Origin of the sequence: Bartonella sp. ML70XJBT.G (assembly GCF_028618575.1) — a bacterium.
GTDB lineage: Bacteria > Pseudomonadota > Alphaproteobacteria > Rhizobiales > Rhizobiaceae > Bartonella.
On sequence record NZ_JAQITA010000006.1, the window covers coordinates 92,882 to 108,180 of the forward strand.

A 15,299-nucleotide genomic window follows, 5' to 3' on the forward strand; every position below is an offset into this window, starting at 1 on the left:
ATCATTCCATTAAAAAATAAATTTCATGGTGCTTAATCAAAAAATAATGTCTTTGTCAAAAGATAAATACATCATTCTTCATGGATTTCCTCATGACGCCTCTCAAAGCTTGTGCTAAGGAGGGGATTAATTTCGTAAAATTTAGATAAAATTAAATAGAATTTCTATGCAAAAAGCAATACCTATAACCGCTTACAGATCTACCCATCTTTCTGGAAAAATTAAAATACCAGGAGATAAATCAATTTCTCACCGATCTCTTATATTGGGAGGGCTAGCAACTGGTGAAACACATATTCACGGACTGCTTGAGAGTGATGATGTTTTAAAGACAGCGGCTGCTATGCAAGCTTTGGGCGCTTGTATGCAAAAGAAAAATGATCACTGGATTATACGAGGGACTGGAAATGGTTGCCTTTTAGCACCACAAAACCCTCTCAATTTTGGCAATGCTGGAACGGGTGTTCGCCTCGTTATGGGAATGGTTGGCCCTTATCATATGAAAACAACCTTTATCGGTGATGCCTCTCTTTCCAAACGTCCCATGGGACGTATTCTCGATCCATTACGATCAATGGGTGTTGACGTTACAGCAACCCGTGGAGACCTTCTTCCTTTAACGCTTCATGGTCCCAAAATGGCTAACCCGATTTGCTATCGTGTTCCCATGGCTTCTGCTCAAGTTAAATCTGCGGTCCTGCTTGCTGGTCTTAATACTGCTGGTACCACAACCGTTATTGAACCAATTCCCACGCGAGATCATACGGAGAAGATGCTCAAAGCATTTGGTGCTAAACTTGAAATAGAAACAGATATGGAAGGCACGCGTTTTATTCACCTCAATGGCCAACCACATCTGACCGGACAGCTTCTTGATATCCCAGGCGACCCCTCTTCTGCAGCTTTTCCACTGATCGCCGCCCTTCTTGTAGAGGATTCTGATATCACCATCGAAAATGTTCTTATAAACCCTTCTCGAATAGGGCTTATCGAAACATTATGGGAAATGGGCGCTCAAATTGAACTTTTGAACCAACGCCAAACAGGTGGAGAGGATGTTGCCGATTTGCGCGTTCAATCTTCAACGCTAAAAGGGGTTGTTGTGCCAAAAAAACGAGCCCCATCAATGATTGACGAATATCCCGCTTTAGCGGTAGCAGCAGCCTTTGCTGAAGGCAAAACGATGATGCTCGGAATTGAGGAATTGCGTGTTAAAGAATCAGATCGACTCTCTGCAATCGCAAAAGGACTCAAAATGAATCATGTAGAATGTGAAGAAGGGGAAGACTTTCTCATTGTTCATGGAAAAGGTTCCGGAAAAGGATTGGGTGGTGGAAACGTTACCACATATCTTGATCATCGAATTGCTATGTGCTTTCTGGTTTTTGGACTCGCGTCAGAAAAACCTGTTACCATTGATGATCAAAGAATGATCGCTACCAGTTTTCCAGAATTTATTTCTTTCATCAAACAACTTGGGGGGAAAATCGCTTGAAACCTTTTGTGATCGCAATTGATGGACCAGCCGCTTCAGGAAAAGGAACATTAGCACGCAAAATTGCTAGGCATTATCATCTTCACCATCTCGATACTGGGCTTACTTATCGTGGTGTTGCCTACGCACTTTTACAACAAAAATTCCCTCTCAATGATGAAAAAAGTGCTATCGATTGTGCCAAAGAGCTTGATTTTAACACTTTAAATCCAGTTCTTCTTTCTTGTCATGAACTTGGTGAGGCTGCCTCAAAAATAGCACTTAACTCCGCTGTGCGTGAAACCCTTGTCGAAAAACAACGTGATTTTGCTAAAATTTTACCTGGAAGTGTGCTTGATGGACGTGATATTGGTACTGTTGTTTGCCCCGATGCCGATATTAAGTTTTATGTTTTAGCGGATGTTCAAACACGTGCAAAACGCCGCTATCAGGAGATGGTAGAAAAAGGAAACCAAGCAGATTATCACAAAATCCTTAGCGATCTTGAACAGCGCGATAGACGTGACATAACCCGCAAACAAAGCCCACTGCGACCAGCAAAAAACGCCCACTTGCTTGATACGTCAGAATTGAGTATAGAAGCAACATTTGCAATTGCATGCACTTTTATTGATCCTATCATAAAAGAGCGTATAATTGGATAAAGTTGTAAAGGTGATTTCCGGCCGAGCGCTAATTTTTTTCCTGCATTCAAGGAAAAAGGCGGGAACTTGCCCCATGTTAACACTAACCTAGCGCTTATACCTTTTACAATGAAGGTATGTATCAGGAGTTCTTATGTCACAATACAATCCCACAACAGCGGATTTCGAAGCCCTTCTTATGGAATCCTTTCAAACCAATGATCTTAATGAAGGATCCGTTGTTAAAGGTCGCATTATTGCAATCGAAAAAGACATGGCCATTATTGATGCTGGACTTAAAGTCGAAGGACGTATTCCACTCAAAGAATTTGGAGCTAAAGGAAAAGACGGTTCCTTACAAGTTGGCGATGAAGTTGAAGTTTACATTGAACGCATCGAAAATGCGATGGGTGAAGCTGTTCTGTCACGTGAAAAAGCACGGCGTGAAGAAAGCTGGATTCGGTTGGAAGAAAAATTCAATGCTGGTGTACGCGTTGATGGGGTTATCTTTAGCCAAGTAAAAGGGGGCTTTACGGTCGATCTCGATGGTGCTGTTGCTTTCTTACCCCGCAGCCAAGTTGATATTCGCCCTATCCGTGATGTTTCACCTCTTATGCACAATTCACAATCCTTTGAAATTTTAAAAATGGATCGTCGTCGTGGTAATATTGTTGTTTCACGCCGTACTGTCTTAGAAGAAAGTCGTGCTGAACAACGTTCAGAAATTGTACAAAATCTTGAAGAAAACCAAATTGTTGAAGGTGTGGTTAAAAATATCACTGATTATGGTGCTTTCGTTGATCTTGGTGGAATTGATGGGCTCTTACACGTCACAGATATGGCTTGGCGACGCGTTAATCATCCATCAGAAGTTCTCACCATTGGGCAAACAATTAAAGTCCAGATTATTCGCATAAATCAAGATACACACCGTATCTCTCTTGGCATGAAGCAGCTTGAAAGTGATCCTTGGGAAAGCATCAGTGCGAGATATCCTGTGGGCAAAAAAATTACCGGTGCTGTTACCAACATTACTGATTATGGTGGTTTCGTTGAAATAGAGCCAGGAATCGAAGGATTGATCCACGTCTCTGAAATGAGTTGGACAAAGAAAAATGTTCATCCTGGAAAAATTCTCTCTACATCACAAGAAGTAGAAGTGGTTGTGCTTGAAATTGATCCTTCTAAACGGCGTATTTCTCTTGGCTTAAAACAAACATTTGAAAATCCATGGGTCGCTTTTGCCAATAAATTTCCTGTCAATTCACAAATTGAAGGAGAGGTTAAAAATAAAACAGAATTTGGTCTCTTCATTGGTCTTGAAGGCGATGTTGATGGTATGGTTCATCTCTCTGATCTTGATTGGAATCGCCCTGGTGAACAAGTCATTGATACCTACAATAAAGGAGATATCGTTAAAGCTGTGGTCCTTGATGTTGACGTTGAAAAAGAACGTATCTCTCTTGGAATTAAGCAACTTTCTAGTGATAAAGTTGGAGAAGCAGCAGCAGCAGGTGAACTTCGCAAAGGGGCTGTTGTGACATGTGAAGTGATCGCCGTTAATGATAATGATATTGATGTTAAATTAATTGATCATAACCTTGAAACAACTATTCGCCGTGCTGATCTCGCCCGTGATCGTGATGAACAGCGTCCTGAACGTTTTTCTATTGGTCAAAGAGTTGATGCCCGCATCACCGCATTTGATAAGAAAACACGCAAACTTTCAGTGTCTATCAAAGCTTTAGAAATCGCAGAAGAAAAAGAAGCTGTTGCACAGTACGGTTCTACAGACTCAGGTGCTTCTCTTGGTGATATTCTCGGTGCTGCTTTGAAAAAGCAAGAACAAGATTAATGTTCCATTGTTAAAAGAAATTATCTATAATGTGAGGTCGCTCATTTTTCGGGCGGCCTTTTTTATTTGTTTTAAAAAATTGTTTGCTTATTTCTTCAATTGTATTGTTAAAAATTACAACTATTCTTAAAGAAACAATTTATTTTTTCTTTGAACTGTTCAGTATTAAAATAAAATGCTTACAGCCTATTAAATATGAAGAAACCACATCATTGAATCGAAATAATATGGTATTCACAATATCCTGCATAAAGTATCTTTTTTCTCAACAAACTAAGATTCATCATCTGACTCAAACCAGTGCTCCTCTTCGTTCAACTTATAAATCGCAGGATGAACTTTATAAATTAGGCTATGACATAGCTTCTAAAAAAGAAATCCTCCTTCCTGAATATAAGGGAGAAAATAATTTTCACAAAAGGTTGAATGAAAATGCTAAACTTATTCTCCGTGCCTTTCACACCTGTTATATTGCTGCTCGAAACGATGAAACCATGGCGCCATCTGCTCAATGGCTGCTTGATAATCATTATACCATTGACAAAACGATACAACAACTCCGTCGTAACTTATCTAAGTCTTTCATTAAGCAACTTCCTCTTTATGAACAAAGGGAAGACATACCACGCATTTTTGCGTTAGCTTGGCTTTATATTGCCCATACGGACAGTATATTTTCACAAAAAACACTCACGGCTATGATCAATGGGTTTCAAGAAGTTTGTGCTCTCAAAATTGGTGAATTATGGGCTCTTCCTTCTGTTATACAGATGTTGCTCATCGAAAATGTCCGTCGTCTTGCACTGCGTATTGAACAAACACGCACTATGCGCCAGCTTGCCCATAAAGTTGCTGATAAAATTTCCCTCACTGATAATGAAACAAAATTACATACTCTTTTTACTCGTTATACACCATTCACTGTTTATCCAAGCTTTTCAGCCCATTTATTCTATCGTCTGCGCAGTGCATCTGTGGATTCAACAACCGCATTAAATTGGCTTGAACAGCAATTACAAAACCAAGGCAGTAACCTCGAAATTGCCACAACTGATGAACATATACGCCAAGCAGCAGATGGTGTCACCATGGGCAATATTATCCGTGCACTTAAAGCACTTGGTGATGTTGATTGGGCAGTATGGTTTGAAACTGTTAGTTCTGTAGACTCTATTTTGCATAAAAATAGTGATTTTTCTAAAATTGATGCTCATTCACGCAATATTTATCGACAAGTGATCGAAAAAATCGCTCGCTTTTCACCTCTTAGTGAACAGGAAGTTGCACGAAAAGCGATAGAAATAGCACGTTCTCCTTCTGAAAATACACCTCTGCACTCCTCTGTTGGGTGGTACCTTATTGGTGATGGACGGCATAGTTTTGAAAAAGCATGTGGCTATACTTCACCTTTGCTTATAAAATGGGCACGGTTTTTCTGCTGTTCAAAGATAAGCATTATTACTATTCCTGTTTCTTTTCTCACGCTTATCCTTTTGCTTGCAATCTACGCTCTTTTACAGACATCTGAAACACTCTGGATAACGCTTCTTTTCACTGCTTTAGCGCTGTTTCCTGCTATGGATGCTGCTTTTGCTTTTTTCAACACTGTTGTTTCATGGATTATTCCCTCAAAACAACTCATTGGTTATGAATATAAAAAGGGGATTCCGGAACATGCACGCACAATGGTTGCTGTGCCTACTTTAATCACCTCACGCGACTCTATTGATGAGCAAGTGCGCAATCTTGAAGTGCACTACCTTTCCAATCCCAAAGGCGCCATCCATTTTGCAATCCTCACAGATTGGGTAGATTCTCCCTTAGAGCAAACGCAAGATGATCTTGACTTGCTGTATTACGCGCAAAAGAGTATCGATAAACTTAATTGTCGTTATCATCGTGATGATATCCCTCTTTTTTTCCTTTTACACCGTCGGCGTCTTTATAATCCCAGCGAAAAATGCTGGATGGGATGGGAGCGAAAGCGTGGTAAACTTCATGAACTTAATCTGTTATTAAGAGGTGATAAAAACACCAGCTTTTATCCTCCTAACCCACATCTTCCCATGGATTGCCGTTTTGTTATGACGTTGGATGCAGATACGCGCCTGCCCCCTGAATGTGTCACAAAACTTGTTGGAAAACTGAACCATCCGCTCAACCACCCCACTTTTGATCCTCTCCATGAAAAAATTGTAAAAGGCTATAGCATTTTACAACCCCGTATTACGCCTTCTCTTACCACAGGAAAAGAAACATCCATTTTGCAACGGGTTTTTTCTACCAATCGCGGTATTGATCCTTATGTCTTTGCTGTTTCCGATACCTATCAAGATCTTTTAGGAGAAGGAACTTTTATCGGCAAAGGTCTTTATCATATTGATGCATTTCAGCAAGCACTTAACGGCAAAATCAAAGAAAATACTGTTCTTAGTCATGACCTTTTAGAAGGAGGATATGCACGTACCGCATTGGTGAGTGATGTAGAAGTCATTGAGGATTATCCAATAGCTTATAATGTTGATGTTGCGCGTTATCACCGTTGGGTTCGCGGAGATTGGCAACTCTTGCCTTATCTCTTTTGTCCTCGTCAAATTAGTTCTACGACACGTTGGAAAATACAGGATAATCTGCGCCGTTCTCTCACACCACTGATGTGGCTCATTGCTGCCTTTGCTGGATGGTCTCTTTTGCCATTAAAGAGTGCAATTATTTGGCAAACATTCTTGTTCTTTAGTCTCTTCATTGCACCAATTTTAAGTATCTTACAAACGCTTGTTCCATCCAATATTGGTGATTCTTTACGTGGATATTTTCAATTAATTTTCAATAAAACGACCCTAACTGGCGCAAATATATTTCTTAAAATGACATTTCTTGCTCATTCAGCTTATTTTATGACTGATGCAATTATCCGCACACTTTATCGCATGACGATTTCAAAACAGCACTTGCTTGAATGGAAAACCTCTGCTGCAACAAAATCTATTCCCAATAGCCTTCGCTTCTCTATCTTTACAATGTGGCCAGCAACACTTATGGGTATTCTTGCTATAGCACTTCCTTTCTTTTCCCATAATTTTGCAAGCTTTATTGCCTTACCGTTTGGTCTGACATGGTTTTTTTCACCCTTCATTGCATGGATTGTGAGTCAACCTTCAACATTTCAAGATACTCTTCATAGTTCTTTTGAAGATAAAAAAACACTACGCTCTATTGCACGACAGACATGGCTTTATTATGCAAGTTTTGTCAATGCGCAAAGCAATTATTTGCCCCCCGATAATTTTCAAGAAGACCCTGAACCTCTGATTGCACAACGCACATCTCCGACCAATATTGGGCTTTATCTTCTTTCTGTTATTGCTGCGCGTGACTTTGGCTGGATTAGTTGTCAAGAAACCATTACCCGCATTGAATGTACACTACGTTCTCTTGCTAAAATGAAAAAATTTCGTGGACATCTTTATAACTGGTATGAAACAGATACACTCAAACCTCTTCTACCAACTTATGTATCAACCGTTGATTCAGGAAATCTTGCTGGCCATTTACTGACCCTTGCTTCAGCTTTAAGAGAATGGGCGGAAAAACCTCATGTTTTTATTCAAAGTGATCTGGACGGCTTGCGTGATGTTTATGCTCTTTTGGAAGAAACTGTCAAAGAAATTCCGGATAATCAACCTATTTTACATCCCTTACGTCAACAAATCGAAAAGTACATCAGCAATTTTGATCATTGTATGAGTACTGTCGTAGAAACACCAAACACCATCATTTCTCAGCTTACAGACCTATCCTTTATCGCGCATGATCTTATACACTTAATAGATGAACTTCATCAAAAAGTTCAAACGAAAAAATCTTCTCAAACACTCTCTTGGGCTCAATGTCTTTTAGAAACCTGTAACGCTCACCATCATGATGCTACTGCTGGCTATGACAGTGAAAAATTACGTAAAACATTGAATAGTTTAGCTGTAGAAGCGCGGCAAATTGCCTTGGATATGAAATTTGACTTTTTAGAACAACCTGAACGTCATCTTTTGTCTATTGGGTATCGTGTGCAAGAAAATAAACTCGATGAAAATTGTTATGATTTACTCGCCTCAGAAGCGCGCCTTGCAAGTCTTTTTGCCATCGCAAAAGGCGATATAAAAGTAAAACATTGGTTTCATCTTGGTCGACTCCTCGTCCCCATTGGTTGGAAAGGTGCATTGTTATCATGGTCTGGCTCCATGTTCGAATATCTCATGCCTTCCCTTGTTATGCACGAACCTTTGGGATCTCTCCTCGATCAAACCAATCGACTGATTATTCATGATCAAATACAATACGCCTATAAACGTGGAGTCCCTTGGGGAATTTCAGAAGCAGCATTTAACGCTCGTGATCAGTTAATGAATTACCAATATGCTCATTTTGGTGTTCCAAGCCTCGGACTCCAACGTGGTCTCTCACGCAATACCGTTATTGCTCCCTATGCTAGTCTTTTAGCAGCACAATATGTTCCTGACCAAACCGTGACCAATTTAAAACATCTCCGTGATCTTGGAGCTTTAGGAACATATGGTTATTACGATTCTCTTGATTTCACCCCCTCACGCGTGAAAACAGGAGAAAAATACGCTGTAGTACGCAATTATTATGCGCATCATCATGGCATGTCCATTCTTGCTATCGATAATGTTATTTTTCAAGGGCGGATGCGTGATCGCTTTCATAGTGACCCAATCATTGAAGCAATCCAATTTTTATTACAGGAAAGAGCACCACATCAAATTCCTATCATTCATAGCAAAGTTATTCATCGCATGCGTAACAATTATCAAGAATTCAACGATGCTCCTTTGCGTATTATCAAAAACCCGCTGCTTAAACCACGTGAAACTTTGCTCTTGTCCAATGGTTCCTATTCTACAATGTTGACAGCCAACGGTTCTGGTTACAGTCGTTGGCATGATTATGCGATTACACGCTTTATTCCCGATGCAACAGAAGATCAACAAGGAACTTTGTTCTTTCTCCGTGATATAGAGAATGGTCGTTGGTGGTCTGTGACTGGTGAGCCAACACGCGTTGTCGGAGAAGATGCAGTCTGCATTTTTACAGATGAAAAAGCTGAATATACAAAAATGGTTGATGGTATCAAATCAACACTTGAATGTCTTATTACCTCTGAAGGATGTGGTGAAGGCAGACGTCTTCAACTTATTAATACAACAAACAAAGACCGTATCATTGAAGTGACCTCTTATGGTGAACTCGCCCTCGCAACAATGGATGCAGATCAAGCACATCCTGCTTTCTCGCGGATGTTTATAGAAACAGAAATTGCTAACGGGAGAAGGACAATTTTTGCTAAGAGGCGCAAACGCTCTCCCCATGATCCTGAAATCCACATTGCCCATTTTGTGACTGGTGATAATATCCAAGAAACAGAAGCTGAAACGGATCGCTTGCAGTTTATTGGTCGAGGACGATCTATTCATCGACCTGCTGCATTTGACCACAATGCGCATTTTCGCAATAGTCAAGGTTGTGTGCTTGATCCCATTATCTCACTGCGATGCCGTGTAAAAATTCCAGCACATGAAAAAGTTGAACTGATTTTTTGGACTTTTGCTGCTCATGCAAAAGAAACACTGCACAATTATATTAAACATTATCGGCAGCCCAATATATTCCAGCAAGAATTTTCAATGGCATGGACACGCTCGCAAGTCTCGCTCTATCAAAGTGGTATCAGCCTTAAAGAAGCTATTACCTATCAAAAATATGCAACACCACTTATTTATCTTGATCGAACATGGCGTCTTTCTTCAAAAAACTTAGCAAAAAATCTTGGTAAACAATCTGATCTTTGGCCAATGTCACTTTCAGGAGACATTCCGCTCTGTCTTCTCAGATTAGATAATGAGGGAGATATCACTGTTCTACGTGAACTTCTCAAAGCACATGAATATTGGCGTATGCGTGGACTTATTGTTGATCTTGTCATTCTTAATGAACAAGCATTTTCCTACATACAAAATACACAACATGCTATTGAATGGGTATGCGAATCCTATCGCCATCACATTCATGATACAGATGAACGCCAACATATTTTCACTCTTCGGCGTGATCAAATGAATGAACAGAGTTTTCAAACTCTTCTTGCTTCAGCACGCATTATTCTTGATGCTCAAAATGGATCTTTGTCTGAACAACTCAAACAACTTGACAATAATGACTTTGATCTCACCATCCATAAAGAACATCAAGAATCCTATTATCAATTAAACGAGCAAAAACATCATCAAGAACGACAAAGTATCATATCAAAGGAGCAAAGCCTCTTTGCTTCTCTTGGTCTTATCGGTCAACAAAAAATTTCACCTCTCCCCATTGATGGAAATGACCTAAAATATTGGAATGGTTATGGTGGATTTAATCATCATAATCATTATGTGGTACGTCTTCATGGGCATACCACCACACCACAACCATGGATTAACATCATTGCTCATAAAAACTTTGGCTTCCATGTCTCTGCTGAAGGAGCGCTCTTTACTTGGGCAAATAATAGCCGTGATTATCAACTAACCCCTTGGAGTAATGATCCCATTTCTAACCGTCCAGGAGAAGCACTTTATCTTGTAGACCGCCTTTCTTTAAAACGGTTCTCACCCGTTTCTGCCGTTGAATGTGATGAAAATGTTGTCTATGAGGCTTGCCATGGTTTTGGATTTTCAACCTTTAAATCTACACATACAGAGATCGCCTTAGAGCTCACCCATATACTCGATCCAGAAAAACCAGTACGTCTTTCACGACTCACCCTTAAAAATAACGGGAAAAAATCACGCAGTTTACGCCTTTATAATTATGTTGAATGGGTTTTGGGCAATGTCCGTACAAAATATGCACCTTTCATACTCCCCTATTATGATCCTATACGTGGTGCACATTTTATCCAAAATCCCTACCACATCGACAAATCTCAACAAGTGGCATTTTTATCTGCTTCCCAATTACCAACAAGTACGACTACTGATCGCACTGAATTTATCGGTGTAACGGGAACAGTGATACATCCTCACGCGATCCGTAAAGCCAATGCTCTTTCAAATACAGTTGAAGCAGGATGTGATCCTTGTTCAGCATTTTCCTATGATATTGATCTTCTCCCAGGACAAACAAAAGAAATCGTTTTCTATCTTGGCAATGCTGAAAATAGGCAAGAAGCGGAAAATTTACTAGACAAGGTGCGTGCAAGCGATTTTGAAATTTTGCTCACACAACAAAAACAGCAATGGGATGATTTTGTTTCTCCATTCCAAGTTAAAACACCTGACCCCTCTTTTGATCTTATGGTCAATCATTGGCTTCCTTATCAAATTTACGCTTGCCGTATGATGGCACGCGCTGCCTTTTATCAAGCAAGTGGTGCATTTGGCTTTCGCGACCAGTTACAAGACAGCTTGTCCTTATTATTATTGAACCCGAAACTGGCGCGTGAACAATTGTTAAACGCCGCAGCACATCAATTTCTCGAAGGCGATGTACAACATTGGTGGTTGCCTGATACAAACGCCGGTGTTCGCACGCGTATTTCTGATGATATTGTTTGGCTTGCTTATGGCACAGCACTTTATGTCAACACCACTGGTGATAGCATATTTCTTGATACCCCTATTGCTTTTATTGAAGGAGATTCTCTTAACAATGAACAACAAGACGCTTATTTTAAGCCCATACAATCCTTAAAGGTTGCAACAATTTATGAACATTGTGCTTTGGCTTTAGATCTTGCTATCAAACGCTGTGGACCACACGGACTTCCTCTTATTTTAGGCGGCGATTGGAATGATGGCATGAATTTGGTAGGTATTAAAGGAAAAGGGGAAAGCACGTGGTTGGGATGGTTTCTTGGTACTACACTCCAAGCATTTATCCCCCTTGCCCAAAAACGGAGTGACAACACCCGTGTTGAGACATGGCGTGCATATCTTGAACGTTTAACCAAATCCTTAGAAGAAAACGGTTGGGATGGTGCTTGGTATCGGCGTGGTTATTTTGATGATGGTACACCTCTTGGCTCTCAAATCAATGATGAATGCAAAATTGATACCATTGCTCAATCTTGGGCTGTTATTTCGCAAATGGCATCGCTTGAGCGCCAAAAACAAGCAATGGCATCAATGCTTGAACAGCTGTATGACGAAAAATGCGGTCTTATACGTCTTTTCTGGCCACCTTTTGATAAATCTCCTCTCGAACCCGGTTATATAAAAGGTTATCCTCCAGGTATTCGAGAAAATGGTGGTCAATATACGCATGGTGCCATTTGGAGTATTTTGGCGCTTGCCCAAATGGGTGAAAGCGATAAAGCTTATGCTTTATTTTCTGCCATTAACCCGATTACCCACGGGCAAAATCCTGAAATTTATCGTGTGGAACCTTATGTTATGGCCGCAGATATTTACGCCGTTGAACCATATCGTGGACAAGGAGGTTGGACATGGTATACAGGCTCAGCAGGCTGGTTCTACCGCGCCGCAACACAAGCCATTCTTGGGATTAATCGTCAAGATGATCAATTATTCTTAGAGCCACATTTACCTTCTTCATGGTCTGAATATGAAGCAAAAATGAAATTTTATGATGCCATTTATACCATCACCGTAAAATGGGGAGTTGAAAATATGCTTCATGTTGATGATAAAAAATATGCTCATACTCAAGCAAGAATAAAATTGGAAAAAACAGGAAAACATGAAATCATATGCGTTCTTCAATCCTCAAAACAGAAAAGATAAAAGGCTTTTTTTTATTCTTGCTCAAGACCTTAGAGTTGTTATAGTTTTTCTCATTCCTATATGTATTTTGTTGGCCTATGTGGATTTTGTTGGAGCACAATAATTTTATATTCTGTAAGACTGAAAGAACGAGGGTTATGAATCATCCAGATATTGCGAGGCGTGTATACAATCACACTTGGAAACTTGATCCTATTATTCGTTCATTGCTCGATACGGATTTTTATAAACTTCTTATGGTACAGATGATCTGGGGGCTTTATCCTCATGTCAATGTTACTTTCTCCCTTATAAACCGCAGCAAAACAATACGTCTTGCCGATGATATTGATGAAAGTGAACTGCGTGCTCAACTTGATCACGCCTTGAGCTTGCGCTTTACAAAAAAAGAAATGATTTGGCTTGCTGGTAATACATTTTATGGGCGTAAACAAATTTTCGAACCAGATTTTCTTCATTGGCTTGAGAACTTTCAACTCCCAGAATATGAACTTACCCGCAAAGATGGTCAATATATCCTTCATTTTCATGGTCCGTGGGCTCATAGTTCCATGTGGGAAATCCCCGCTCTTGCTATTATCAGTGAATTACGTTCACGTGCCGCTATGAAAAACCTCGATCGTTTTGCTCTCGATGTGCTTTATGCACGCGCTAAAGCAAAAATGTGGAGTAAAGTTGAACGCCTTAAAAAATTACCTGATATTAAAATATCTGATTTTGGTACAAGGCGTCGTCATTCCTTTTTATGGCAACGCTGGTGTGTTGAAGCATTAAAAGAAGGTATTGGCAATTCTTTTACCGGAACTTCTAATGTTCTTTTAGCCATGGATACAGATTTAGAAGCTCTTGGAACCAATGCCCATGAATTGCCCATGGTTATTGCTGCTCTTGCAGAAAATGATGATGATCTACACAGAGCACCCTATAAAGTCTTGCAAGATTGGAATCGCTATTACGGTGGAAATCTCCTCATTGTTTTGCCCGATACCTTTGGCACAGAAGCATTTTTGCGCAATGCACCAGATTGGGTCTCTGACTGGACAGGGTTTAGGCCTGACAGTGCTCCTCCCATCGAGGGAGGTGAACGCATTCTTCAATGGTGGAAGGAAAAGGGAAAAGATCCACAGGAAAAATTATTGATTTTTTCTGATGCACTTGACGTCGATACAATCGAAAAAACCTATCACCACTTCCATGGAAGAGTACGCATGAGTTTTGGCTGGGGAACAGACTTGACGAATGATTTTGCAGGATGTTCCCCCCAAGAAATTGCAACTTTTGATGCCCTGTCCCTTGTTTGTAAAGTCACCCATGCTAATGGTCGACCAGCCGTAAAACTTTCAGATAATCCTGAAAAAACCATTGGTGATCCACAAGAAGTACAGCGTTACCTCAATTTTTTTGGCAATGAAAAACGTATTGCGAGATCTATAAAAACTTAGCTGCTTGCTAATTTAAAAAATGAATATATTGATACCGTGATCATTTACCATTCCCTATTTGGAATGAGAATACAACGTAAAACAATTTCTTATTTCAAGTGTTTTCCATTATATAAAAAAAATCTGTTACTTGTTTGTCATAAAAAGAATGAATCTATGCATAAAAACTTTTTGAAAAGAGACTTGATTACTTTCTCTCAACTCTCTGTAAGGCAAAAATACTTATAACATGAGAACAGGCTTCAGATAATCGCTGGTCTGTTACTTTATAAATAAAAAAATGATGACGTTTAAAAGAGCTCTCATTATTCATACTATTCATAGAAAATATTGAAAACTAAAAGAGGATAAAGTACATCACTGATGGATAGGGCCAAGGTAGATTTTAGTCATCATTTACTTGCAAAAATACCCCCTCTGAAAGCTGCTCTCATTTCTTATCAATGTATTTTACGCATATTGAGTTATAAGGTATTTGCAGATAATCTTTTTTTTATAAAATTATTTCACCCACATGTTATCTTATCATAAATTATCCTAAAAGCATTCTCTTATAGATATCTTTGTTATGTAAGCATCTCCCTCAAATTTTGGAGTTAAAAAACTATCACATAACTCTCACAAATCTGCGAAAATCAAAAAACTGCTCGGTTTATAACTCCTTTACTTTCTATCACTACGAAGATGGACGCGTTAAGATATAAAGAACAATAAACAGTAAAAGTGCAGCAACCAATAAAGCAAGCCACAAAGCAGGATGCGTTATCACTAAAAAAGATAAAAAACCACCTGCTATACTCACCAATGCCAAAATTTTAACAAATGTGGAAATAGCTCTCTTTTCCTCCCATTGCTTAATGGGTGGGCCAAAAACGCGATGATTATTCAGCCAACGATGAAAACGTGGCGATGAACGAGCAAAACACCATGAAGCAATTAATAAAAACGGCACAGTTGGCATAATAGGTAATACTATACCGATAATTGCCAATATAATCATTGCCCAACCTGCTACATAATAGCAAATACGCAAGGGGTGAGATATTTTAAAATCTTTTTTCATCCTCTCGTACTATTTCT

General features: G+C 39.6%; 6 protein-coding genes. 5 read left to right on the forward strand and 1 reads right to left on the reverse strand.

Features of this window, described 5'->3' with window-relative positions:
• Positions 1-166 precede the first annotated feature (166 nt).
• From aroA to pncB, 5 genes are all read left to right on the forward strand, one after another.
• Positions 167-1,495: a 3-phosphoshikimate 1-carboxyvinyltransferase gene (aroA, locus tag PVV64_RS04210; protein ID WP_273759748.1), complete on the forward strand. Its 1,329-nt coding sequence runs from the start codon at positions 167-169 to the stop codon at positions 1,493-1,495.
• On the forward strand, positions 1,492-2,139 hold the full coding sequence (cmk, locus tag PVV64_RS04215; RefSeq protein ID WP_273759749.1) for a (d)CMP kinase: 648 nt from the start codon (positions 1,492-1,494) through the stop codon (positions 2,137-2,139). Before aroA ends, cmk begins: the two co-directional genes overlap by 4 nt.
• A 133-nt stretch (positions 2,140-2,272) precedes the next feature.
• The gene (gene rpsA, locus PVV64_RS04220) at positions 2,273-3,973 is read left to right on the forward strand and encodes a 30S ribosomal protein S1 (RefSeq protein WP_273720226.1); all 1,701 of its coding nucleotides are present in this window, start codon (positions 2,273-2,275) and stop codon (positions 3,971-3,973) included.
• A gap of 227 nt (positions 3,974-4,200) precedes the next feature.
• Complete coding sequence (locus tag PVV64_RS04225) at positions 4,201-12,777, forward strand: GH36-type glycosyl hydrolase domain-containing protein (protein ID WP_273759750.1); 8,577 nt, start codon at positions 4,201-4,203, stop codon at positions 12,775-12,777.
• 137 nt (positions 12,778-12,914) lie between these two features.
• Positions 12,915-14,219 (forward strand): nicotinate phosphoribosyltransferase, encoded by a 1,305-nt coding sequence (gene pncB, locus PVV64_RS04230; RefSeq protein WP_273759751.1) that lies wholly within the window; start codon positions 12,915-12,917, stop codon positions 14,217-14,219.
• Between the two features lie 676 nt (positions 14,220-14,895).
• On the opposite strand, the gene PVV64_RS04235 is transcribed toward pncB, so the two are convergent.
• The gene (locus PVV64_RS04235) at positions 14,896-15,282 is read right to left on the reverse strand and encodes a YbaN family protein (protein WP_273759752.1); all 387 of its coding nucleotides are present in this window, start codon (positions 15,280-15,282) and stop codon (positions 14,896-14,898) included.
• Between the last annotated feature and the right edge of the window lie 17 nt (positions 15,283-15,299).

Bases quoted from the DNA above. Each gene is read 5' to 3' on its own strand.
- aroA (WP_273759748.1), top strand. From the start codon at position 167: ATGCAAAAAGCAATACCTATAACCGCTTACAGATCTACCCATCTTTCT.
- rpsA (WP_273720226.1), top strand. From the start codon at position 2,273: ATGTCACAATACAATCCCACAACAGCGGATTTCGAAGCCCTTCTTATG.
- PVV64_RS04225 (WP_273759750.1), top strand. From the start codon at position 4,201: ATGGTATTCACAATATCCTGCATAAAGTATCTTTTTTCTCAACAAACT.
- pncB (WP_273759751.1), top strand. From the start codon at position 12,915: ATGAATCATCCAGATATTGCGAGGCGTGTATACAATCACACTTGGAAA.
- PVV64_RS04235 (WP_273759752.1), bottom strand. From the start codon at position 15,282: ATGAAAAAAGATTTTAAAATATCTCACCCCTTGCGTATTTGCTATTAT.